The following is a 23,312-nucleotide window of genomic DNA, read 5'->3' as shown; positions in this document are numbered from 1 at the left end:
GAATATTAAAAAAGCCTTATTGGCAAAAATGTTTGTATAACCCATTAAGGCTCGCCCATGACCTTTGCATCCGAAGCTAAATTTGAAGACGCGCTTATCCATATCTTGCAGCAAAAAGGCTGGGAAGATCAAGTTATCAACCGACCCACTGAGCAAGAGCTTATCGATAACTGGGCGCGTATCTTATTTGAAAACAATCGTGGTATCGACCGCCTCAATAACGTACCGCTGACGGATGGTGAGATGCAGCAGCTTATTGAGCAAATTAATACCTTAAAGACGCCTTTGAAGCTAAACGGCTTTATCAATGGTAAGACCGTGTCAATCACTCGTGATAACCCAGACGATACCTTGCACCTTGGCAAAGAGATCAGTCTAAAGATATATGATCGCCATGAGATTGCCGCAGGGCAGAGCCGCTATCAGATTGTTAAGCAGCCACAATTCCCAACCAAGTCACCTGTGCTTCGTGACCGCCGTGGTGATCTCATGCTACTGATTAATGGCATGCCTGTCTTTCACATTGAGTTGAAGCGTAGCGGTGTGCCCGTCAGTCAAGCGTGCATCCAAGTCGAAAAATATAGCGAGGCAGGTATCTTTACAGGGCTGTTTGCATTGGTGCAAATATTTGTCGCTATGAACCCTGAGCAGTCGGTTTATTTTGCCAATCCCGATGGCAACTTTAACGATGATTATTACTTTAGTTGGGCGAACTTCTACAATGAGCCGTACACCAGCTATAAAGAGATTGCCGCGTCCTTGCTGTCTATCCCTATGGCGCATCAGATGATCGGCTTTTATACCGTAGCGGACAAAGCCGATGGCGTGCTAAAGGTCATGCGCAGCTACCAGTATTATGCCGCCAATGCCATATCTGACAAGGTATCTACTACCAAATGGCAAGATGCCAATAGCCAGCTTGGCGGCTATATCTGGCATACCACAGGCTCAGGCAAGACCATGACCAGCTTTAAGTCCGCGCAATTGATAGCCAGCTCACAAGACGCCGATAAAGTGATTTTTTTGATGGATCGCATTGAGCTGGGTACGCAGTCATTCATACAGTATCAAAACTTCGCTGATAGCAAGGACGGCGTACAAGACACCGATGACACCCATGCTTTGATCGGTAAAATTAAAAGTAGCGACCCAAAAGATACCCTGATTGTCACCTCCATTCAAAAGATGAGTAATATCGAAGCCGACAGCAGCGGTATGAACGCTCATGATCTGAGTGTCATGCAAGACAAGCGTTTAGTATTTATCATCGATGAGGCGCATCGCTCAACCTTTGGCGATATGCTTAAAATCATTAAGCAAACTTTCCCAAATGCGATATTTTTTGGCTTTACGGGCACGCCCATTCACGATGAAAACCAGCGAAAAATGAACACTACCGCTGATATCTTTGGCGATGAGCTGCATCGTTATAGCATCGCTGATGGTATTCGTGACAAGAACGTCTTGGGCTTTGATTTGTACCGCGTAGCCACCTTTAAGGATAAAGAAGTGCGCCGCGCGGTAGCACTACAACAAGCCAAAGCCGATACTGAATCAGAAGCCTTAGCGGATGACGCTAAGAAAAAGAAGTATTATGAGTTTATCAATGATGTCGCCATGGCAGGGCATAAACAAGCTGATGGCACGTATGTAAAAGGCATTGAGGATTACCTGCCAAAAGAGCAGTATTTGACAGACGAGCACCAAAATATGGTGGTCGAAGATATCTTAGACAACTTCCCAACGCTGAGCCGAGGCGGTAAGTTTCATGCCATATTTGCTACCAGTAGTATCATTGAAGCCATCACTTACTATCGTTTGCTAAAAGCACAAATCAAGGCGCAAGACCTCAATCTAAAAATAAGCGCTTTATTTGATGCCAATGAAGGCAACGAGAAGACATCCGTTTTTAAAGAGCGCGGCATGGCTGAGATCATCACCGATTACAACAGCCAATATGACAAAGACTTTAAAATAGCCAGCCATAGCAAGTTTAAAAAAGATCTTGCCAATCGTCTGTCACATAAAGAGCCGTATCAGTTTATTGAGCGCACGCCAGATCAGCAGCTAGATATACTTATTGTTGTTGAGCAGATGCTAACAGGGTTCGATTCTAAGTGGGTTAATACCTTATATATCGATAAGCTCATACGTTACGAGAATATCATTCAAGCGTTCTCGCGTACCAACCGCTTATTTGGTCACGAAAAGCCCTTTGGTACGATTCGCTACTATCGTAAGCCCTATACCATGGAGCGCAATATCGCAGCAGCCATTAAGCTGTATTCTGGCGACAAGCCCATTGGACTGTTTGTTGATAAGCTTGAGAGTAACTTGGCTAAGATGAATCATGTTTTCGCTGAGATACAAGCAGTATTTAGCGCAGATGGGATAGCAAACTTTGAAGCGCTGCCTAGTGCTGAGGCAAGCCAAGCTAAATTTGCCAAGCTATTCAAACAGCTGAACGATCATTTAGAAGCAGCAGATATTCAAGGCTTCACGTGGGATAAGCTAAGCTATGATTTTGACGATACTAGCGTTACGCTGAGCTTTGATGAACAAACCTATCTGGTGCTAGCTATACGTTATAAAGAGCTGTTTCAAGGTGGCTCATCGGGCGGCTCAGGTGATGTGCCCTTTGATATCTCAGGGCATTTGACCCAGATCAATACTGACAGAATCGATACGGCGTATCTAAACGAGCGCTTTAATAAATATATCGAATCACTCGAATTAGGCGATGCCGAGCAAGCGCTAAATGAATTACACAAAGCCTTTCCGACGCTAAGTGTTGATGAGCAAAAATACGCTAATATATTCTTGAATGATGTACAGCGAGGTAAGGTCAAAGTCGAAGTAAATAGTACCTTTAAAGACTATATCGTTGACTATCAAGTAAAAGATCAGAACGATACTATTCAGCAATTTGCAGATAGCTTAGGGCTGGATGAGGCACAGCTGCGGACGCTTTTAGACAGCGCTGTGACTGAGGCGAATATCAATGAGTTTGGACGCTTTGATGAGCTAAAAAATACCGTGGATAAAGATAAGGCTAAAGCGTACTTTGAATCTGTAGAGGGCAGCAGTATCCCTATGTTTAAGGTTAATATAAAGATTGACGCCGTATTGAGAGCATTTGTTTTGAGTGAGGGCAGGCTAGAGTAGAAGATTTCTTGGTATGTAAAGAATGACAAATAAGTAAAATTAATTTCTAGATTAACAGTTTCATAGGCATAACTTAACATGAACAACATTGTCATCAAAACGATTCAGCCCTCCGATATACTAAGAGTTGACACCGCTGAAAAAAACGACATTGTAAGTGATGTTTTCACTGGCAATGTATTTCATGAGGATAAAGACATACCCGTTTATTTTAAAGCGTATGCTTATGATCATCCGCATGTCACTACAGGTGATCGAGGGATGCTTAATGAAATTATTGGCTACTTGATTTGTGATTTATATAAAGTACCGCAACCTGAACAAGCGTTTTTAGTATTGATGCCTAAAGACAGTCTTACGCATTTGTGGAGTCATCTTAGCGATCGCCTCAAAAAAAGCTATGAGACTAACGACGTGATTCCTATGTTTGCTACGCAGCGTATGTATGCCAAAGCATTATCGCTTAGATACAATCATAGCAGACAAGCTGTAGAGCGTGAGCTTATTAAATGGACACATTTCAAAGAAGCACTAATTTGTGATGAGGTCATGGCAAATACAGATCGCCTACCTCGTAACATTCTAACCGCCAACGCAAAAGATTTTTGGTTAATTGACAATGGCAAACTTGCTATAGAAGACGGCACTAACTGGCAGTCAACAGATCTCATTGAGAATAATAATTATAGTAATTATTTGGCTGATCTAGTGATTAGGGACATACAGGCTGATAGCAAAAAAGGCAATCTCATTATACAAACAGCATTAAAGAAATTTAAAGCCATTAGGCAGATCACAGCTGAATGTGAGTTTTGGATAGAGGTATTAGCAAGTAATCAAGATCGTGAAATATGGCAGAAATTCTTAGCATTTTTGCAAAGTAGAGATCATAATATCACTCATATTTTAAGTGAACGCTATGGGATGCTGTCATTATGAATTGGACAAGCTTACTACAACCTAAAGATGCGATGGCTTCTTTTATCAAAGGTCATTTTTTTGTCATCAAATTCACACCTGATATTGTAGCCAAAGAAGTATTTAACCTAGGTGTTGGTTTTATAGAAGATGGTAATGAAAAAATTCGGTTTAAGCTGGCTCACTCAAGCTTGAAAGGCTTTGCTTGTATCTACGGTAAAAATGCCGTTCAAGGTCTAAGACTGTTATTACAGTCTATCTCAACAGCATTAAATACAGTAGGATATTCTTATCCACCCTCTTCACAGCTGACCTATACGACATTAATGCCTACTAAGGGCTTATCTATAGAAGCGATTCTAGACTCGTTATATCGTGATTATGTGCATATGGATCACTTTCAAGAAAAGAAAAAACCGACAGTGCCTGTTCTTAACACAGTAGAGCTACGTAAGGGATTAAAGCAAAGCTTAAAGAGTATTAATAAAACTGAGTATTATCAGGAAGAAGAAATCCTACTAGAAAGTAACATTGACAATAGTGAGATTGCTTTAGACCTACCTATTTGGCGACCACAGCAAAAAAACAGTCTTTTTGAAAACGATTGTCTATTTGCAACTGTAGTGTCAGCTGATTATCTAGAAAAAAACGCCCTAAGTTTTAATTTAGATTATTTGGGTTGTAGTAATATACAAAAAGCATGTCTGTTAACAGGCCAAGAAGCTAAAGCTGGGCTATTTATATATCGTCCAGCGCCCAATGAGCGTATTACGCAAGATGTTATAGATGACATCGATAGCCATATAGAAAAATCGTTATACGCTTTAAAGCATCTAAGACAAAAAGAAGGCTATAACATTGAAATGGATGTTTTATATAGCGAAGAAGAAGTTTACAACAAGGTAGCTGATTTTGTAACTTAGCTATAATTTATATAAATAAGCATTATCAAAGCGATACAATAAAGGGCAGATCATTTAAATGGGTGATCTGTTTTTTTTGCTAATAAGTTCGCTTTACCTCTATACTAGCCCTAATGATCAATTCAAAATTGAAACTTATACTGTTATGCTGAACCACTACCAAAGCCTTGTCCTAAGCCTCACTCAGCAGCCAACCGAGCAAGAATGGCTTGAGTTTAAGCATAACTTTCATAGCCCTGATGAGATTGGCAAGCGAATATCTGCGCTTGCTAATGGTGCGTGTTTGGCTGGCAAGAAGTTTGGTTATTTGGTGTTTGGCGTAGAGGACGGCACGCACAACATCGTTGGCACAAGCTTTAGCCCGAGGACAAAAAAAGCCAAAGGCAACGAAGATTTAGAGCATTGGCTGATAAGCCGTATAAGCCCTAAGATTCACTTTACCATTCATGAGCTACAGATCGATGGTAAAGCGGTGATACTTTTTGAGATTCCAGCAGCCATCGATACACCAATTAGCTTTTTGCATGAGCCTTATATTCGCATTGGTAGCGTCACAAAACCGCTAAAGCACTATCCAGATCAAAGCCGTAAGCTATGGCAGAATCAAGCCGATGACTGGAGTGCTGAGATTTGCCACGAGGCAGCGCTTGAAGATCTTGACCCTCAAGCAATCGCCGTTGCCAGACAAGTCTTTGCTGATAAAAACAAGCGTTTGGCTGAAGACGTCAAAGAGTGGGACGACATCACTTTTTTAAATAAAGCCAAAATTACTATTCACGGTCAAATCACCCACACGGCGATTATCTTATTAGGTCGTTATGAATCCACAAGTTTTTTAAGCCCAGCCCAAGCGCATATCACATGGATTTTAAAGGGGATTGATGGCATTGAAAAAGATTATGAGCATTTTGAACCACCGTTTTTGTTAGTCTTAGATGAGGTGTATAACAAGATCCGTAATCTCAATTATCGCTACATGGCGTCAGGTACGCTGTTTCCTGAAGAGGTGCAGCAGTACGATCCTTATATCATTCGTGAAGCGTTAAGCAACGCCATTGGTCATCAAGACTATCGCTTAGGCGGACGTATCATAGTAGTTGAAAAAGAAGACTCAACACTATTGTTCCAAAACAGCGGCGCATTTATCCCTAAGACTATTGAGAATGTCTTGCTACAAGATGCGCCTGAAGCGAGTTATCGCAATCCGTTTTTGGTCAATGCAATGGTCAGTCTAAATATGATGGACACCATCGGTAGCGGCATCAAAAAAATGTATCAGATTCAGTCCAAGCGCTTTTTTCCTCTGCCAGATTATGACTTAACCCGTGAAAGGGTAGGCGTGAAGTTTACAGGTAAAGTGCTTGATCAAGAGTACGCCAAGCAGTTAGCAACCGTCGATAATCTCACACTGCATGACATTATAGCGCTTGATAAAGTGCAAAAAGGGCAAGTGATCACTGAAAATGAAGCAGATGCGTTACGTAAAAAATCCTTAATAGAAGGGCGCAAAAACAGCTATATTATCGCCGCTGATGTCGCTAAGCATACTGAGCAGCAAGCGGAGTATATGTTACTCAAAGGGCTTAATGAAAAGTATTATGAAGCAGCTGTCCTAGATTTGTTGCAGCAATTTGGAGAGGCGAGTCGTTCAGACTTTGATAAGCTTTTGTATAATAAACTGCCTGAAGTTTTAACAGATGAGCAAAAGTTTCATAAAATAAAAAATTTACTCCAAAAAATGAAGAAAAAAAAGCTCATTTATTTTGAAGATAAGGTTTGGAAGTTGGTCTAAGATTAGACGAACTTAGACGAACTTAGACGAACTTAGACGAACTTAGACGAACAAAAAAATAAGCCGCATTAAGCGACTTATTTTTGGGTAGTGCTCAATGGAAACGAGCAGCTATCTTACCTTCAATCCACTGAGCTATTTCACTTTCAACCCATGCCACACGCCCTTTAGATAGCTTAACCTGAATAGGGAAGGTGGGGTCATAACGGTTCGATCTTTTATCGAGCATATCGTAAATCGTTGTGCTGCTAAGTCCTGTGTAGTGTACGACCTGTTTTAGCGGCAGCATTCGCGGTATCTGTGGCATGCTTAGTATTGATGTGTTTTGCTGAGTATTTGCGTTTAAATTTTCCATGATTATCTCCTTGTAAGTGAACGAGAGCATCACCTCTCATATACTTACCGAGTCCCATATTTTTTTATGGCCTCCCATGCAGTCCGAGCGTTAGCCTTTGATGCAGGTAATAAAAAAAGGAGCTGATCTGATCAACTCCTTTCTATGCCATTATTTATCTGTCACGAGTTAGCTCACCGCTGTCACGCTTTGACGTAAGCCTTGCGCGATACTGCGGGTGTTTGGCTGCATAGTTTTCTCTACCTTGCTAGGCATTTGATTGCTATCATCTTGCGGATAAAACTCTTCCACCACATCAGACATCTCATCGCCATCAACTTCAAAGCACGAATTGGCATAACCAAGCGTGGCAGCTTGCTCTAACGCTGTTTGATCAAAGCCGTTTTCGCTAAGCTCACTATCAATTGCCTTAGCTTGCTGTACCGCGTCTTTGAGTGTTACCCCATCTCTTAGCGTTAAATCCACAAAGTAAATGGGTGTGCGATAGCTTTGGGTGGTGCTTTTACCTCGTAAGGTTAATTGCAGGGGCAAGCAGGACAGCTTATTACCTGATACTGCGGCGAAGTAGCTTAAGCGTGCCGCAAGGGTGCGAATACTATTAAAGCCTGTAGTACGAAAGATAAACGTACCCAGCTCATCGTCCTCAGACAGATTGACGTACAGACGACCGTAAGGTTTACAAGCACCACCTTGTGCTAATGGGCAACGATCAGGTGATGGGCAAGGCAGTTGCTCCATGCCGTTATTGGTACGCCGCTGACAGTGTTCGCCATCTCCCACGCATAACGGACGACCCGTTTGCCGATCGAATAGCGTGTACTGAGCGCGCAAATTAAGATCAGGATCATTGAACAGCATGCGTACGGGTATTTGTCTGAGCTTACCTTCACTACGTGCGCGGAGCTTTTCATCAAGCGGATGATTGACCCAGCCGTCTTTATTTTGCACTTGGCTGGTAATGGTGAATTGATCGTCTTTGGCAGGTAGGCGTTTGCCATCCTTTTGGATAACGCGTCCAATGCTGATACGACCGAGTACGGGCGGGGTAATCGTTAGACCTTTAATCATGATGATATTCCTTATTTGTTTAATAATTTGAATAAATCGACATAAAAAAGCCCACCTGTGATAGGTGGGCTTTATGCGTTTGGTTAATGAGACTAGCTGTCTTGGTTTAATTATCGTTTAAGATGACGAAGCGACGACTGTCTTGACGGGTTTTACTAAATTTATCCATCAGCTCAGGATGGGCTTTAGTGACGGCTTTACTGTCTAAGCTCACACTATCCTTAGAGCGCTTCCATGAGATTGCGCCTTTGTCAAAGACCGCTACTTCATTGTCTTTGATTAAGCTTTGCAGTTGATGTTTGATCTGGTCATGCTGCTTTTGTAGCTCACTCAGTGAGTCACGGTGACTCAGTAACTTAGTGAATAGCTTATTAGCCCCAGCGTCTTCGCTGAAATCGATTTTACTGGCAGGCTCAGGCTTAGGGTAAAGCTGCTTTAAGGCGCGCGCCGCTGACTCAGAATGATCGGGCGTTGGCGGTGTATCCGTTTCTACGTATTGCCAGAACAGACGCTCATGCCACAGAATGCTATTGATCAGTTGCTCATCGCGCTCAACCTTGTAGATCTTCGCTTCGTGTCCGCAGAGTAGGACACAAATATGCGCGGCTTGTTTGCCTGTGACTGCCAGTTGATGCTGTACTTGGCAAGTGACGTATAACGGTACGCCATGCTTCCACAGCTTAGCCCCATGTTCCCCAGCGGTTTTGCATTCCAGTATCTGTACCTCATCGCTACCAGTGATGGCGTAATCCAAGTTCGCTAACATAAAATGCTGCTCAGGATCAGGGTGCTGCAAGATGGCGTTGACGCGACGAACCTTATTGCCAGTCTGTTCTTGATAGTATTTCGCCACCATAGGCTCTAAGGTGTTGCCCCAATACAGCGGTGAGTACCCTTCGATGCTCTCATCAATGTTTGAGGTCATACGCCCTGTTTTAATCATCCACAGCTCCAGCATTGATAAATACGGATGAATACCACACGCAGCAGCAGCGTCACTACTACCAATGCCTTGCTTGCGAATCTCAAGCCATTTGTCATGGCTGAGATTTTTGGTGCTGACCAGACGTTTTGCTGTGGCTTTGACAGTTTTGTCTTTCTGAACGATGTTTTTCTCGGTTGGCTGAATTGTCTTAGCATTAATTTTAGCAGTCGGTTTTGTGTGTCTAGCTTGCAATGCTTTACGCTTACGACGTCTCGTTGGAGCGGTGTTGTTTAAAGCGATGGTTTCCATGATAGATTCCTTATAAATAGATTAGTGAATGTGATCGGTTGAATAATCGGCATAAAAAAACCACGCTCTAGGGCGTGGTTATTGCTGGTGTCATAAAACAACTAAGCGATTAAGGCTCGCGCATCCTGTAGACCTTTTTCCTTCAGCTTAGCCCCAGCACCGAACCATGCTGAGTTAAGCCGATTGTCGGTGTTCATCGCTCGGCGCTCATGATCGACGTATTCAGTGATACTACAGAGCAAGCCATAAGCAGTGTCTTTAGCCGCATCGAGATCAGCACCGCGTCCTTGACCATTAAACATCTGCATCACCTTATTCATTGCGCGAGCATTGGGAACCGCATCTTTTTCTTTCTTCGCGCTGTTAAATAAAATGATGTCATTGTCCTGATCGTTAAACACACGGCTAAGATAGTTAGCCGCTTCCGCTTGGGTAACACGGCGCTCAGACAATTGTTTCATCTCGTAGATGTGCTCATCCCACTGTTTAACCGATACGCCCAATTGCTGTTTGACCTTGTCAGCATCAAAGGAGGTGGAGTGCGGGACTTTCACCACGCCACCACTACCATCAGCAAGGCTTACCGCAAGCGTGTTATTACACACCACACGGATATTGGTAAACTGCGCTGTAGTCGCAAGCGTGCCATCACAAGCAGTTGCCAGCAGTAAGTAGCCATTACTGACATCACCGCCCCTAAGACTGGCTGACTGGCCTGTACGTGCCAATGCCCATAGCTTACGACCACCCTTTAACACACCTGCGGTTTCAAGCTCAAAGTGTGAGTGTTCCGTGAGCTCACGATAAAACTCAAGTATCTCCTCAGGCTGTACTTCCTGATAGCGCTGACTGACCACTGATAACGGATCAAGCGTGTCGGAGCGGTACAAGACCTTTTGATCAGCGAATGGCAAGATAAGGTTATGCCCTCGATCGTTCTCAGCCATGTAGCTGACGTCCGACGATTCGATACGCCAATCCATTCCTGCCTCACGTGCCCAAACCTCTAACGGCTGCTTGGGAGATAGCTCATTCCCTAAGCCGTGCCAAGGGGTTTCGCCAACGTATGCCATGCTTTCTACTAAATGTGCCATGATAATTTTCCTTTTGTATTATGATTAAATTGAGTTTAAGTGAATGAGTGAAAGGTGGTGAAGACATGCGAGCAGTCATCACAGCGATATTGTTTATTGACCAGTATTGGCAGCGCTTGATGAGACTGAGTGATCTCAATAAGCGCTGCTACCGTTGTTCCTGCAACCACACCTATAGCAGGATGTACTTTAAGTGCTTTGCAAAGACTAACACCAAGGCTGACTAATACCGCAGGGGATAACAGCTGATCAATAAGATTGATTTGACTACCATCAGTCATCTCGTAGACCAAAGATGACTCACAGCTAGGACACAGGGTTTTCATATATACTCCTAAATTTTGCGCATAAAAAAGGCCTGCTAAAAAGCAGACCTTGATGAAGGAATAAGGTACACACAAACAGGCTGTACTCAATCTCATGGTAATAGTATATATTTGAGATTATTTTGATATGGGCGGTAGTCCTCGACGTCTGGATGTGCGGTATCGACCGTGTGCAAAGGTGTTCATGTTTGGGAGCCATACTTTTAATTTTTGGTCATACTTGCTTGGTTGCGTCAGGTAACACGACGTTCTAAGAGCGTTGTTAACTTCCTGTTCGTTATCCTGATGAATCATGCCGATACCTAATTTACCGTTTCGCTCATACCCCTGCTTAGTCTTTTTATTGTGGTAGTTATAGCACTCGCCTAGACCACCAGTAATGACCTTCCACTTTTCACCAACCTCTTTTGCGATATACCAATCATTTTGTCTCTTATTACCGTCATATATCAGCAACAAATGACAATGTAATCCGCCCTCGATGCCACCATGCTCTAAAGCCCAAGCGTAGCCCTGCAAATCTTCAAAGCACGTTTCCTCATTACCGATAAGATCTCGGAATTTGCTCATGTGATGATAAAAATCTTCAATGCTAACAAGGTGGCTTGTTTCTTTGGCGTACTTTAGGTCGATACGTACAAAGAGCAGTCTTTTGTAATGATGAATCAGATGGCGTACATATTTTTCGAGTGTCCTCTTATTTTTAGACTCCTGATAACTAAACACACTACGTTCACGCTTAATATCTTTTTTATAGTATGACAGTGTTTTAATAAGACGCTGTGTTTTATCGTAATCCCAAATGACATCTTCTGGATATTGATCACCAACGATATATTGCGTACTGCGAAAGAAAGCTTCAATGGGCACCGAGTAAATCAATCCATTGTCACCCTCATAGTAATACATGAACGGATGATACAAATCGTTCAGCTCATCTATTATCAGGTCAAATCTCAATTCATTAGAAATGATATCGATTACCAGTTGGTGAACTTTAGTTAATAAGTTACTTTGATTGAGGTTAATGTTTTGCATGGTATTTCTCCTATGTGGTTTGTCTTGCACATAGTAGAGCTACATCATATTTTTTTATTCTGTCTACTGGTGGTTTAGTGAGGAGATAGTCAGTGTGGTAACGCTGCGCTATATAATAATATCAATAACCGGTTAGTGGCACTTACCAATACTGCGGAGATATCGGTAATACATTATCCTCAATTGTAGGGATCTTGGTTCATATTGATGTTTTTTGAGTAAATGGAGTTAGCTGATAGAGAAAAGTTAATACACTGTTTGGTGAATAGCAGCATTAATTTGATGCGAGGGTCTAGGTGAGTTGATCATGATTTATGTCTCCAGTATAGGTTCATATACATGAGGAGAGTCATAATATTTTAGGGCGCTATTATTAAGGGTTAATTCATAGTCGTTTATCAATAAACATGATTGTTATTCGTATCACATACTCATAGTGGTCAGCTGATAAAAAACAATAATATATAATAAGCTGTTAAGGAGGCTCATTTTAATGTCCATAACCTAGGGGGTATGAAAACTAAAAATACCGCTAGACTTGGTTATACTAAGAGGATAGAGTTACGGTTTTGGGTAATAGAACTATATTAATAAGCTTACATTGCATAAATTAGCTCTATGGGCTTATTTATCAACTGCTGACGTAATCTGTTGCTATAAAAATACTAGAAAATAGCCAGTGATAAACTACAAATTTTTGTTAAATTTACTAAGATATATCTATAAGTTTATAAGGAAAAAACTATAATGAATCGACGCATAGATACCTTTTATGAAGTGCTAGATGTTTCTTTACCAGTGTTCGATGACTATGATCGAAGCAATTTTGATGACGCCTCGATTCGCTACGCAAACTCTAAGACTTTAAGGTTTGTAACAGATGAGTTTATTCAAGCATGTAGAAGAGATCGCACAAATATAGAAAGGTTTTTTGAAGCTTTAAGACAGATGAATACTGAAGATGCTAGAGCATTGTTGTACAGCAAAAACCTGATGGATGGCCGTGGTGTCGATAATATAGGTCTTGACGATGATGACTATAAAAATAGTTTAGTGTCATACTTCCAAGATCATCCTGAACCCTTAATTGAATTTAACCATATAATCGAATACAAGATAAATAACCTTTTGCCCGAGTCATATTTAGACTGGTTCAAGGACAATTTGCGTCATTCACTGTTTTTAGCTTATCTGCTGAGAGATTATATTCAGTATAATGCTTACAAAGGTAGAGACGAGCTGATTAATGCAGTAGCAGATATCTTACGCTATGACACTCATGAATTTATAAGTTTATGGAGAAACAACATACCGAAATATGAGCGCCGAATTTCACCATTTGGTGATTTTCAAGCGAAACATATAGTCTGTGTGAAGGCTAGATACTTTAAAAACTGCTTAGATATCACGAAAGATGCTAAATGGATAGACGCTACCAATACGGAGCAGATAGAGTGGATATACGAATATCTACGTGCCAAAAACCCTCAACAAATTATTCTGGATAGGGTCTTTATTCCAAAGAATATTGAAGAGAAATACGAGCTTATTCTTGCAAGTCTGGATGTTTTGTCCAATGTTGAAAATGCTGATATAGGGACTAAAAAGAACAAAGGCTTCTCTGAACGAAGCTACACGCTATATAGCATGAAAAAAGCATGGGACGGACAAAAGCATTATAGTAAAAAGAAGCAGGTAGAGAATGGTAGCATTAAGATATATAAGAAAAATCAAGATAAGTTAAAAGCGATAATGAAGCAGAAGGGTTCTACTGCAAATCAGGTTATCAATGATTCGATAGAGCAGATGTATGAGCGTCTCATTGTAGAAAAGACAGATGCTTAGAGGGTTACTCTAAGGCAACCCTCAATTTAAGTTAGCGCTAGCTTATCTATCGGATAGCAAGGATTGTAAGTCTTTGCTAGTAACTCCCTTATCTTTCAAAGCCTGTATCAGAGTTTCGCTATCTACTTCTAACAGTGATGCTTGTTTATTCTCGCTTATTGACTGCTCAATCTGCTGCCGCGCTGTTTGAAAGTCTACAACTTCGCCTTTGTCTCTTAGTAAGTCTAAAAAGTCAGCCCAAACCTGCATGATCTTACGGCGCTCTTCTAAATGCTGAGCATGGTTATAAACCGCGCGTATGTTACTTTTTTTGTCATGTGCCATCTGTTTTTCAATCGCGTCGCCCATGTAGCCAAGCTCGTTAAGATTGGTTGAGGCGATGTGACGAAAGCCGTGACCTGTCTGCTTACCAGCATAGCCTAGAATATCTAGCGCGTTATTAATAAACTCCTCACTATACGGCTGATGCATACCCGTATGATAGAACACATATTCATATTGTCCTGTGATGGGTTTCATCTCCTCTAGTACTGCTAGCATCTGATCTGACAACGGTACAACGTGCTTACGTGCAATTTTAAGGTTATCGATATCAACACGCCATAAACGGTTGGCAAAGTCGATATGCGCCCATTTCATCATACGTAGTTCAATGGTGCGGCAAAATGAGTACGCTAAAAACTTCATACCTAAGCGGGTTTGGTCATGACCATGATAATTCTCAATAGCTTGGAGTAGGGCAGGCAGCTCATGGATATCTACATGCTTCATGTGCTGACTTTTGGCTTTAGGATAGAGTGCTTTTAGATCATCGATTGGATTTTGCTCAATGATGCGTTCGCGTTTGGCACGTCTTAAGACATTAGCCACCAGATCGATAGTGCGTCTGGTTACCTCGCGTGGCGGCTCACCGTCTTTGTTCACACGCTTTTCGATCTCATCTGCCATTGATCGACAATCCTCAAAGCTTACATCTTTTAGTGCAATGCCTTCAAAGTGGGGCAACACGTCTTTATGCATACGGTTATAGTCTTGCTGATAGGTACGTGGCTTGACGTTACGCTGACGTTCAGCGAGCCAGTCTAACGCATAATCATTGAATTTTTGTGCATGAACATTATTGAGCCTATCTTGACGCTTTTTATTTTTTGGATCGATACCATCTGCTAGTAGCGCTTTAATCTCAGTATTGGCTTGTCTGGCTTCAGCGAGTGACATGATGGGGTAAGTGCCAAGTGTGAGGCGTGTCTGCTTACCATCAAAGCGATAAGCGCTTATCCATGTTTTTGTGCTTGTGCTACGGACTAAAAGCTGTAGCCCATACTGATCACTATATTTGTCAGGACGTGAAGGCGTACATTTTTCACTTGGTTTGAGCTTGCGGATTTTGCTATCGCTTAACATGTTGGTCTACTCCCTATGCTTCCAAGCCTTGTAATTCAAGCGTTACAAATATAACGTTGGTCTAAAGCTGAATTATAAAGCCTAAATGTTGGTCTTTTTGAGGTCTAATGAAATCATAGACCAACAGATAGACCAACACAAGCCACGGGATAGGTGGGTTATATTCGGATAGATTGGGAAAACACTAGACATAAAAAAAACGCTAGACGCGTTATTTATAAAGGGTTACAGAGGTATATGGGAGTGTTTAGGACAAGGTGGGAAAAGGAGTGTTTTATAAGATTGGCGGTGAAGGAGGGATTCGAACCCTCGATACGCTATGAACGTATACACACTTTCCAGGCGTGCGGTTTCAGCCACTCACCCACTTCACCGTTTAGACAGCGCGTTTTTGGACGACACTGATTTTTGACTGGCTAAGTATAGCGGATACCATTTAAAAAGTCACCACTTGCGCCCTATCTTTCTTGATTGTTAGATGCCTGCTAGGATAGCATGCACGTAATAATAAGCATAAATGGTAGAAAGTTGAATGATAAGTATTGGCAAGCCTAAATATAGGCTTACAAATAACATAATAATGACAGTGTTTACGGCTATACTCAGTATGAGCTCAGCGTACGCCGACGATTTTACCCAGTGTAGCCAGTCCTTTTATGGTGGTATCTATCCCGAATTTACTAATCCTAAACTGAGTAAAGATACCCAGTCATTATGTTTTGATGGTTTTGCTGTCATGTATTCTGGTGTATCGCGTACGCCGCTGTGGTCAGCCGAATATTTGGACCGCAAGCGCTTGCAGCAAGCCAAAAAAATCGATCGTGAAGACAGCTTTCATGAAGAGAGTCGTTTACCGAAGTCCATGCGCGCTAAACTGTCTGATTATTCAGGCTCTGGTTATGATCGCGGTCATCTATCCCCTAATGGTGATATGGCCAATCGTAGCCAACAGTATGATAGTTTTAGTCTGGCTAATATTGCCCCGCAATCTCCACGTAATAATCGCTATATTTGGCGTAATATTGAGTCTGCCACTCGCTATTTGACCCAGCAGTATGGTGAAGTTTATACCATCACAGGAGTGGCATTTACTGGCAAAAAAACCAAACAGCTTGCTGACCGCGTACTGGTGCCCAGTCATTTTTTTAAAGCGGTTTATATCCCAGCGACCAATCAAGCGGGAGTGTACTATGCACCGAATGATGAATCAGAGCGTATAGAAGTCATTAGTATCGATGCGTTGACTACTGAGATTGGTATCGATGTCTTACCCGTACTAGACCCTCAGACCAAAGCGCAAGCGTTTGATTTACCATTGAAGGCGGGTGAACGTTCAGACATACCAGATGAGCCCGTAGAAGAGCCCACTTGGATATTGTTTGTGTTGGCAATACTAGAATGGGTGCTCACACAACTGCAGGCGTGAAACGTCTGTATGTGATCAAAAACGGATGATATTGAAAAATAACGTAAGATACGATTTATAAAAAGGATATTATAAATGATTGAACCATTTGCTAATGACCACCAAAGTATGCAGATTGGAGAGCTGGTTATCGAGAACCAAAAAGATAAAATCATCATTTATGGAGATATTGATCTGACGTTGGATTCGTCTGGATATCAGCAAGCTGAGCAGTTACACGAGCTAACAACCAAAATTATGCAAGCTTTTGAGACTAACGAGCCTTATAACAACAATGATATTAAGTCAAAGAAAAAGGATGACCAGACAGGCAAAGAAATAGACAACCCTTTCCTGTAACTCTTTGATATGGTTTTGTTTTTATAGAAATAATAAAGTATAAAAAAATTACTAGGCAAAATCTAAAAATTGCTTATAATGGGTCAAGACATCGCTTATACCGTTCAAATCTTTGGACAAAAGCCTATGAGTAGACACGGTCATTAAATATAACCGTCAAGCTTTAAAAAAGATTCTAGCAAAGGATAAGCATAGAATATTAGAAACATAACGTTTCGAGTAACCACTGTATAAATGAAGGGAGTCAATTTATGAAATTACTTACAAAAACTGCTTTAGCTGCGGCTGGTATCAGTATGGCCACTATGGCATTTGCTGCTGATCCATTAGCCAATACTACCTGGCAGACCTATGACGATGGCAAGCCAAAAGGCACGGTCAAAATCACTGAGTCAAATGGTGTGTTGACAGGTAAACTCATCGCAACTAACTCAGCCAAAGGTAAGAAACACGTCGGTATGACCATTATCTCTGGTCTGAAAGCTGATGGCGGTGGTAAATATAGCGGTGGTACGATTACTGACCCTGAAAAAGGCAAGGACTACCGTATGACTGCACAACTAAGTGGCAGTACGTTAAATTTAAAAGGTTATATTGGTCCATTCTCACGTAGTCAGCAGTGGAAAAAGAAATAAGTCCATCGCTTATTTTTACTATCAAGTTTAATCTTGAGCCATAAAAAATCCCACATTACCGTAAGGTTTTATGGGGTTTTTTATGGCTCTAACTTTAATTTATGGTTCTAGTTTTGGTATAAGCTCAACATGTTTATATTACAAGCTCGAGATGAGATTCCATAATGCATATTAATTCCCCTTGAATTGATGCAATCAGTTATCAGTATGCTCTATCAGTCTGTACTTATTATTCGTTCTCAGGCTTTAAATAGCGTCAGGACCTGTCTCGCCCGTACGTATACGAACGACTTGTTCAAGATTGGTCACAAATATCTTACCATCGCCGATTTTGCCAGTGCTTGCAATACGAGTGATGGCTTCGATAGCAGGCTCGACCATTTCATCGACGACCGCCACTTCGACTTTTACCTTGGGTAAAAAATCCACTACGTATTCTGCACCGCGGTAGAGCTCAGTGTGGCCTTTTTGGCGACCGAAACCTTTAACTTCGGTGACAGTGACACCTTTGACACCGATGTCAGAAAGCGCTTCACGTACATCATCGAGCTTAAATGGTTTTAAGATCGCAGTGATTAGCTTCATAAAAAATTCCTTATTTGTGTGATGCCATAAGTTGATGGATAGAAGTGTTGTGCCTTATTGTATCGCGGCTATGTTTACCAGCGGCTATGCTTACCACGAGTTATTCAAAGATTGGGCTAAACCTACTCAAGGGGAAGGCAGGATTAACCGTATTTGCTCAAAATAATTATGGTAATGGTAAAAAATTGCTCATAGTGTAACAATAAAACCCGTTGCTATAAGCGTAAAGAATAGTAATCAACCTTTAGCGTTAAACCAACGAAAACTTTATTATAACCAACTTTCTAGGTGCTTGGGGAGGCTATCCTGCCATTTCATGTACTGATTTGATAAATTGACAGGGTGATTTGGTGAAATATTATGGCGTGAGAAGCAGAGACTGATATTAGAGTAAAGCCTCTGCTTTTAATAGGATAGGTGTGGTTGTTGTCTTATATGGATGAATCTAGGTCTAAGCTTTAGGGAAGAGTAGGTATGGTGTTTTGGTGCTGCCTAGTAGCTTTTTGGTGTCGCTACCTTGGAGTAATTCACGCAGACGGGATTGACCAAATGCCCCTGTCATTAGTAGGCCAATATCATTCTCGTTTTGATAGTAATTTAAAGCCGCGGTAACATCACGGCAATCTAGCAAAGCCTTTTTAGATTTGATGCCGGCTTGTTTGAGGCGTGCATAAGCTTCGCGTAGCGCGTCGCAATTCTCTGAGTTTTCTTTTCCGACCATGACAATATGCACGGTTAAAGCCCGAATAAGCGGCGTTTTGCACAGCCAATTGAGCAATTTATGAGATGTTGGGCTATTGTCAAAGGCGAATAATGCGGTAGTAGGGAGCAAAAATGGGGCATGAGTCACCAAAATGGGGCAGTGACTGACACGAATTAACTGGCTCAATGTCGATTTACAGGTAACATGATGTCCGATAACGATTAATTGTGCTTTGTCATCGACATAATCGATACTCTCATTGAGGTGTTCATGACGGTGCAATGTATAGGTTTTGAGTTTGGGGTGCTGCTGCGCGCAATAAGTGGTTGCTTGGTGTAAGAGAAGCTTACCCTGGGCTTTTAGTTCACTATTACTCGAATGTTCTTTTGCAGTGAATTGATCTAATAAAGTGTTTTCATCATCAATATTGAGACAGCATGAGTAATCAACGGCAGCTTTTTGTTGTAAGCTTGGCACTGAATGTAGTAGCCCGATCGGCACTTGTAGGCGGATTGAAGCCCACATGGTTGCATCTAAAACGGCTTGCACGTGATCAGGACAGTCTAAGCAAGCAATCACGCTATCTGGCTTCAAATTACTCATAAGGGCACCACATCATTTCAATACCAAAAATACAGCTACATTGGTAAAAAGGGTGGGGAGGCAATGCTCACGCCTCATCCTCTTTACCAATGCAGCTGTCTATTCAATTGTTTGTTTAACTGTTTATTTATGAGACATTGATGATTAACACGATAGTGTAGGATGTAGACGCAGACTTTTTGCTCAATCCAGCAAACCAATATCGCGGCGATCATGAACAGAGAAGCGATCAATCAGCGTACGACTGGCATTATTTAGTCCAACTACTTTGACATCAATGCCCTCGCGTTGCAAGCGCATAACCAGCTTATCCAAGGTGTCAACGGCACTAATGTCCCAAAAATGGGCTTGGCTGACATCAATCTGGATGCTATCCAAGGCTTCTTTGGTGTCGAAGCTATGTAAAAACTGTGTCGTAGACGCAAAGAAAACCTGTCCTTGTACATAATAATAGCGGGTGTTGCTACTGTCGTCGTATTCACTAAATATGGTTAAGAATTGACCGATTTTATTGGCAAATGCCAATGCAGATAGCAGCACACCTACGCCGACACCGTAGGCTAAATTGTGGGTAAAGACCGTGGTCAATACCGTCGCTAGCATGACAATATTAAAGGACATCGGGTGTGTTTTGAACTCGCGAATAGACTGCCAGTTAAAGGTACCGATAGAGACCATAATCATCACCGCGACCAGCGCTGCCATTGGGATTTGGCTGACCCATTCACTCAAAAACACCACCATAATGAGCAAGACGATACCTGCTATCAAAGTAGATAGGCGCGTACGTCCGCCAGATTTGACGTTAATCATTGACTGACCAATCATCGCACAACCTGCCATACCGCCAAAGAAACCTGAGACCACGTTAGCAATCCCTTGACCGCGACACTCACGGTTTTTATCACTGGGGGTATCTGTTAACTCGTCAACGATCGTCGCCGTCATCATAGATTCTAACAAACCAACGATAGCCAACGCGATAGAATAAGGGGCTATGATTAGTAAGGTGTTTAGGTTCAATGGAATGTCAGGCAACAAAAACATCGGCAGGGAGTCTGGTAAGTCACCCATGCTACCGACGTTACGAATATCAAGGTTCATATACATCGCGACCGCGGTTAATCCCACGATACAAATAAGCGGCGATGGAATCACCCGACCAATTTTAGGAATGAGCGGGAACAGGTAAATTATCGCCAAGCCCGCTGCTGTCATGATATAAACGGTCATACCGACGCGCTCAGTCATTGGGTTAAGCTCTGGTAATTGGGCGGCAAAGATCAATATCGCTAGCGCATTGACAAAGCCAATGACCACAGAGCGGGAAACAAAACGCATCAAATTCCCGAGCTTTAAGATGCCCATTACTACCTGAATAGCGCCGCACAATAAGGTGGCAGCCAATAAATACTGCAAACCATGCTCGGCGACCAAATCGACCATCACCAGTGCCATCGCCCCTGTTGCCGCCGAAATCATGCCTGGACGACCACCGACGAAACTAATCACTACCGCGATACAAAATGAGGCATACAAGCCGACTTTTGGATCAACGCCAGCGATAATAGAGAAGGCAATGGCCTCAGGGATTAGCGCCAGTGCAACGACTAGGCCTGATAAAACGTCACCGCGAACATTGGAAAACCACTCGTCACGTAAGTTATCAATAAAAGATGTCATAAGTAAACTGCATAGGGTTAGAGGCAAAAAAAGTAATCATTACTCATTCATAAAATGATCGCGTCGCTATAAGAATAGCTATTCATCTTTCTTTTACGGCAACAGGCGCTGTGTCATGTTGCGGCATTGAATTATCGAGGCATTGTCATAAAAGGTACGGTCATAAGAAACACGGTTATAAAAGGTACTGTCATAAAAAACATCGTAATAAATATGTCTACTGATTTACTTGCTGGTATCACTAATACGCTCATCAATAATCGATACGATGATAAATTTAGTGAGTTTACCTAAAATTATTTGGAATTGGGTAGTTAAGGTAGGCTATTCAAAAACAACACCTACAATAACGAATAGAGTCAGCAATGACTTGCTGCGGTAGAAGATAATAAATCATCTGTCAAATAAAAGTAGCCGTTCGACATGATCCGTCCATGCATGATTCGTCCACAATAGCCATTTTGCCAAAGAGAAGTGACAACAGCGCGCTAACTGTGACAACATGCTAAACTAAAACGGCCAGAGTAAGTCTCTGGTCACTGACAGATTAGGGCAGCTATTATAGCACTAGCCACTTAATATAAAAACAGGCGCATAATAGCATAACGCCGTAAAAAACCAGTACCGAAATCTGAACGATACCGTTATGATGTTTCTCATCTTGATGGTATCGTTTGGCTTTTTTATAGGCTAGATTTTTTGATGCCATTTTGCACATCTAATAGAAGGAATAGATATGACCACCAACACTGCAACAGATGCCTTACTTCATAAAGGCAGTGGTCTACAAGTCGTGGTTGGTTTGGGGCAATCTGGGTTATCTGTCGCTCGCTATCTGGTGGCGCAAGGTTATCAAGTAGCGGTCACTGATGCTCAGGCAGTACCTAGACTAGCGGATCAGTTACCTGATGAGATTGATATCCGCCGGTTTGGTACGATTGACGCAGCGCTATTGCAGCAAGCCACACGGATTATTATTAGCCCTGGTATTTCTCTGGCGACCGAAGCCGTTGCAGCCGCACGTCAAGCCAATGTCCCAGTGGTCAGTGATATTCAGCTATTTTGTGATGCCTGTACGGTACCGATCGTAGCGATTACCGGCTCTAATGCTAAGAGCACTGTGACCACGTTGGTTGGGCAAATGGCGATAGATGCTGGGGTCAATGTCGGTGTCGGTGGCAATATTGGTGTACCAGCGCTAACATTACTGGATAATACCGATATGGAGTTGGCGGTACTTGAGCTGTCCAGCTTTCAATTAGAAACCGTGACCGATTTAAACGCACAAGTCGCCACGGTGCTTAATATGTCGCCTGACCATTTAGACCGTCATGGCGATATGCTCGGCTACCATCAAGCCAAGCACCGTATTTTTCAGGGTGCAAAATCTGTGGTTATTAACCGTGAAGACGCATTGACGCGCCCACTGGTGGCTGATAATTTACCCAGAGTGAGTACGGGCATTCATGCCCCTGACGAGAATCAATATGGTCTCATCACTGACTCTGAAGGCGATATTTATCTTGCACGCGGTACAGAAAAACTACTGTCGGCAGATAAACTGTTGATTAAAGGCCGTCATAATCTGCTCAATGCGCAAGCAGCGTTAGCGTTAGGCGAGCTGGCAGGATTGGCAGTTGATAGCATGCTAGATACCTTGCAACAATTTACTGGACTTGAGCATCGTTGCCAATATGTGGCAAATGTGGCTGATATTGATTATTTTAATGATTCAAAAGGCACCAATATTGGCTCGACGATGGCCGCTATCGAAGGGCTGGGTGCAGTCTATGCGCCAAAAGACGGCAAGCTATTATTGATTTTGGGTGGGCAAGGCAAAGGTCAAGAATTTGGCGAGCTGACCCCTTTTATCAATCAGTACGTTAGTCAACTACTGCTTATCGGTGAAGATAGTCAGCAAATTGAGCAGCACCTGCGTACAGCCAACTTAAGTGATGACGTAGCGCTACACCAATGCCAGTCTTTGGAAAATGCCTTTGACACCATTCAACAAGTAACTGTAAGTAGCCTATCACAAGTGCAAGCGGTGCTATTATCACCAGCCTGTGCCAGTTTCGATCAATATAGCGGTTATGCGGCTCGCGGTGAGCATTTTAATCAACTGGTTGACCAACTAAATCTGGCGCGTGCCGATAGTATGACTACTGGTTAAAGG

At 42.3% G+C, this 23,312-nt stretch carries 19 protein-coding genes and 1 tRNA gene; 9 read left to right on the top strand and 11 right to left on the bottom strand.

Translation table 11 applies throughout. The features are described from left to right. Positions 1–57 precede the first annotated feature (57 nt). From ACT3TU_RS02450 to ACT3TU_RS02435, 4 genes are all read left to right on the top strand, one after another. On the top strand, positions 58–3,165 hold the full coding sequence (locus ACT3TU_RS02450; RefSeq protein ID WP_192522956.1) for a type I restriction endonuclease subunit R: 3,108 nt from the start codon (positions 58–60) through the stop codon (positions 3,163–3,165). 78 nt (positions 3,166–3,243) lie between these two features. Beyond that, complete coding sequence (locus ACT3TU_RS02445) at positions 3,244–4,104, top strand: hypothetical protein (protein WP_192522957.1); 861 nt, start codon at positions 3,244–3,246, stop codon at positions 4,102–4,104. Beyond that, positions 4,101–5,006, top strand: coding sequence for a hypothetical protein (locus tag ACT3TU_RS02440; protein ID WP_442059907.1), 906 nt, complete (start codon positions 4,101–4,103; stop codon positions 5,004–5,006). Before ACT3TU_RS02445 ends, ACT3TU_RS02440 begins: the two co-directional genes overlap by 4 nt. Before the next feature lie 145 nt (positions 5,007–5,151). Beyond that, the gene (locus ACT3TU_RS02435; protein ID WP_192522959.1) at positions 5,152–6,798 is read left to right on the top strand and encodes an RNA-binding domain-containing protein; all 1,647 of its coding nucleotides are present in this window, start codon (positions 5,152–5,154) and stop codon (positions 6,796–6,798) included. A gap of 94 nt (positions 6,799–6,892) precedes the next feature. On the opposite strand, the gene ACT3TU_RS02430 is transcribed toward ACT3TU_RS02435, so the two are convergent. From ACT3TU_RS02430 to ACT3TU_RS02405, 6 genes are all read right to left on the bottom strand, one after another. Next, entirely contained in the window at positions 6,893–7,153 is a 261-nt protein-coding gene (locus ACT3TU_RS02430) for a helix-turn-helix transcriptional regulator (RefSeq protein ID WP_225736897.1), read from the bottom strand. Positions 7,154–7,321: 168 nt separating this feature from the next. Continuing rightward, positions 7,322–8,221, bottom strand: a complete 900-nt coding sequence (locus ACT3TU_RS02425; RefSeq protein WP_075101653.1) for a recombination directionality factor — start codon at positions 8,219–8,221, stop codon at positions 7,322–7,324. A gap of 106 nt (positions 8,222–8,327) precedes the next feature. Beyond that, entirely contained in the window at positions 8,328–9,365 is a 1,038-nt protein-coding gene (locus ACT3TU_RS02420) for a YqaJ viral recombinase family nuclease (protein WP_413038368.1), read from the bottom strand. 191 nt (positions 9,366–9,556) lie between these two features. After that, positions 9,557–10,549, bottom strand: coding sequence for a DUF932 domain-containing protein (locus tag ACT3TU_RS02415; RefSeq protein WP_192522962.1), 993 nt, complete (start codon positions 10,547–10,549; stop codon positions 9,557–9,559). Positions 10,550–10,584: 35 nt separating this feature from the next. Further along, positions 10,585–10,875, bottom strand: a complete 291-nt coding sequence (locus tag ACT3TU_RS02410) for a hypothetical protein (protein ID WP_192518649.1) — start codon at positions 10,873–10,875, stop codon at positions 10,585–10,587. Between the two features lie 117 nt (positions 10,876–10,992). Next, positions 10,993–11,913, bottom strand: a complete 921-nt coding sequence (locus ACT3TU_RS02405; protein WP_192518648.1) for a YagK/YfjJ domain-containing protein — start codon at positions 11,911–11,913, stop codon at positions 10,993–10,995. Between the two features lie 747 nt (positions 11,914–12,660). On the opposite strand from ACT3TU_RS02405, the gene ACT3TU_RS02400 reads away from it, so the two are divergent. Next, entirely contained in the window at positions 12,661–13,758 is a 1,098-nt protein-coding gene (locus tag ACT3TU_RS02400) for a hypothetical protein (RefSeq protein ID WP_192522963.1), read from the top strand. A gap of 42 nt (positions 13,759–13,800) precedes the next feature. Here the strand turns inward: ACT3TU_RS02400 and ACT3TU_RS02395 are convergent, their stop codons facing one another. Further along, positions 13,801–15,162 (bottom strand): tyrosine-type recombinase/integrase, encoded by a 1,362-nt coding sequence (locus ACT3TU_RS02395; RefSeq protein ID WP_192522964.1) that lies wholly within the window; start codon positions 15,160–15,162, stop codon positions 13,801–13,803. A 283-nt stretch (positions 15,163–15,445) separates the two neighbouring features. Then, positions 15,446–15,536: transfer RNA gene (locus ACT3TU_RS02390), tRNA-Ser, on the bottom strand. Between the two features lie 233 nt (positions 15,537–15,769). On the opposite strand from ACT3TU_RS02390, the gene ACT3TU_RS02385 reads away from it, so the two are divergent. The 3 genes from ACT3TU_RS02385 to ACT3TU_RS02375 all read left to right on the top strand — a co-directional run bounded on the left by ACT3TU_RS02385 (position 15,770) and on the right by ACT3TU_RS02375 (position 17,562). Continuing rightward, entirely contained in the window at positions 15,770–16,588 is an 819-nt protein-coding gene (locus ACT3TU_RS02385) for a DNA/RNA non-specific endonuclease (RefSeq protein WP_225735178.1), read from the top strand. Positions 16,589–16,663: 75 nt separating this feature from the next. Beyond that, on the top strand, positions 16,664–16,927 hold the full coding sequence (locus ACT3TU_RS02380; RefSeq protein ID WP_192522966.1) for a hypothetical protein: 264 nt from the start codon (positions 16,664–16,666) through the stop codon (positions 16,925–16,927). 251 nt (positions 16,928–17,178) lie between these two features. Further along, entirely contained in the window at positions 17,179–17,562 is a 384-nt protein-coding gene (locus tag ACT3TU_RS02375) for a DUF2147 domain-containing protein (RefSeq protein ID WP_192522967.1), read from the top strand. A 246-nt stretch (positions 17,563–17,808) separates the two neighbouring features. On the opposite strand, the gene ACT3TU_RS02370 is transcribed toward ACT3TU_RS02375, so the two are convergent. The 3 genes from ACT3TU_RS02370 to ACT3TU_RS02360 all read right to left on the bottom strand — a co-directional run bounded on the left by ACT3TU_RS02370 (position 17,809) and on the right by ACT3TU_RS02360 (position 21,136). Continuing rightward, positions 17,809–18,147 carry a P-II family nitrogen regulator gene (locus ACT3TU_RS02370; protein WP_192522968.1) on the bottom strand — a complete coding sequence of 113 codons (339 nt, stop codon included), beginning with the start codon at positions 18,145–18,147 and terminating at the stop codon, positions 17,809–17,811. A gap of 451 nt (positions 18,148–18,598) precedes the next feature. Then, positions 18,599–19,453: a universal stress protein gene (locus ACT3TU_RS02365; RefSeq protein WP_192522969.1), complete on the bottom strand. Its 855-nt coding sequence runs from the start codon at positions 19,451–19,453 to the stop codon at positions 18,599–18,601. A 183-nt stretch (positions 19,454–19,636) separates the two neighbouring features. Further along, positions 19,637–21,136, bottom strand: coding sequence for a SulP family inorganic anion transporter (locus tag ACT3TU_RS02360; RefSeq protein WP_192522970.1), 1,500 nt, complete (start codon positions 21,134–21,136; stop codon positions 19,637–19,639). Between the two features lie 736 nt (positions 21,137–21,872). Here ACT3TU_RS02360 and murD point away from each other — a divergent pair. Then, positions 21,873–23,309, top strand: a complete 1,437-nt coding sequence (murD, locus tag ACT3TU_RS02355) for a UDP-N-acetylmuramoyl-L-alanine--D-glutamate ligase (protein ID WP_192522971.1) — start codon at positions 21,873–21,875, stop codon at positions 23,307–23,309. Positions 23,310–23,312: the final 3 nt, after the last annotated feature.

This window comes from Psychrobacter sp. AOP3-A1-26 (assembly GCF_052378235.1).
Taxonomy (GTDB): domain Bacteria; phylum Pseudomonadota; class Gammaproteobacteria; order Pseudomonadales; family Moraxellaceae; genus Psychrobacter.
Note: the sequence above shows the minus strand (reverse complement) of the source record. Positions and strands in the feature narration are given on the sequence as shown.

Excerpts from the sequence above, each read along its gene's own strand:
- ACT3TU_RS02365 (WP_192522969.1), bottom strand. The coding sequence starts at position 19,453 with ATGAGTAATTTGAAGCCAGATAGCGTGATTGCTTGCTTAGACTGTCCT.
- ACT3TU_RS02375 (WP_192522967.1), top strand. The coding sequence starts at position 17,179 with ATGAAATTACTTACAAAAACTGCTTTAGCTGCGGCTGGTATCAGTATG.
- ACT3TU_RS02445 (WP_192522957.1), top strand. The coding sequence starts at position 3,244 with ATGAACAACATTGTCATCAAAACGATTCAGCCCTCCGATATACTAAGA.
- ACT3TU_RS02430 (WP_225736897.1), bottom strand. The coding sequence starts at position 7,153 with ATGGAAAATTTAAACGCAAATACTCAGCAAAACACATCAATACTAAGC.
- ACT3TU_RS02370 (WP_192522968.1), bottom strand. The coding sequence starts at position 18,147 with ATGAAGCTAATCACTGCGATCTTAAAACCATTTAAGCTCGATGATGTA.
- ACT3TU_RS02435 (WP_192522959.1), top strand. The coding sequence starts at position 5,152 with ATGCTGAACCACTACCAAAGCCTTGTCCTAAGCCTCACTCAGCAGCCA.
- ACT3TU_RS02380 (WP_192522966.1), top strand. The coding sequence starts at position 16,664 with ATGATTGAACCATTTGCTAATGACCACCAAAGTATGCAGATTGGAGAG.
- ACT3TU_RS02385 (WP_225735178.1), top strand. The coding sequence starts at position 15,770 with ATGAGCTCAGCGTACGCCGACGATTTTACCCAGTGTAGCCAGTCCTTT.
- ACT3TU_RS02450 (WP_192522956.1), top strand. The coding sequence starts at position 58 with ATGACCTTTGCATCCGAAGCTAAATTTGAAGACGCGCTTATCCATATC.
- ACT3TU_RS02415 (WP_192522962.1), bottom strand. The coding sequence starts at position 10,549 with ATGGCACATTTAGTAGAAAGCATGGCATACGTTGGCGAAACCCCTTGG.
- murD (WP_192522971.1), top strand. The coding sequence starts at position 21,873 with ATGACCACCAACACTGCAACAGATGCCTTACTTCATAAAGGCAGTGGT.
- ACT3TU_RS02360 (WP_192522970.1), bottom strand. The coding sequence starts at position 21,136 with ATGACATCTTTTATTGATAACTTACGTGACGAGTGGTTTTCCAATGTT.
- ACT3TU_RS02400 (WP_192522963.1), top strand. The coding sequence starts at position 12,661 with ATGAATCGACGCATAGATACCTTTTATGAAGTGCTAGATGTTTCTTTA.
- ACT3TU_RS02440 (WP_442059907.1), top strand. The coding sequence starts at position 4,101 with ATGAATTGGACAAGCTTACTACAACCTAAAGATGCGATGGCTTCTTTT.
- ACT3TU_RS02410 (WP_192518649.1), bottom strand. The coding sequence starts at position 10,875 with ATGAAAACCCTGTGTCCTAGCTGTGAGTCATCTTTGGTCTACGAGATG.
- ACT3TU_RS02405 (WP_192518648.1), bottom strand. The coding sequence starts at position 11,913 with ATGCAAAACATTAACCTCAATCAAAGTAACTTATTAACTAAAGTTCAC.
- ACT3TU_RS02395 (WP_192522964.1), bottom strand. The coding sequence starts at position 15,162 with ATGTTAAGCGATAGCAAAATCCGCAAGCTCAAACCAAGTGAAAAATGT.
- ACT3TU_RS02425 (WP_075101653.1), bottom strand. The coding sequence starts at position 8,221 with ATGATTAAAGGTCTAACGATTACCCCGCCCGTACTCGGTCGTATCAGC.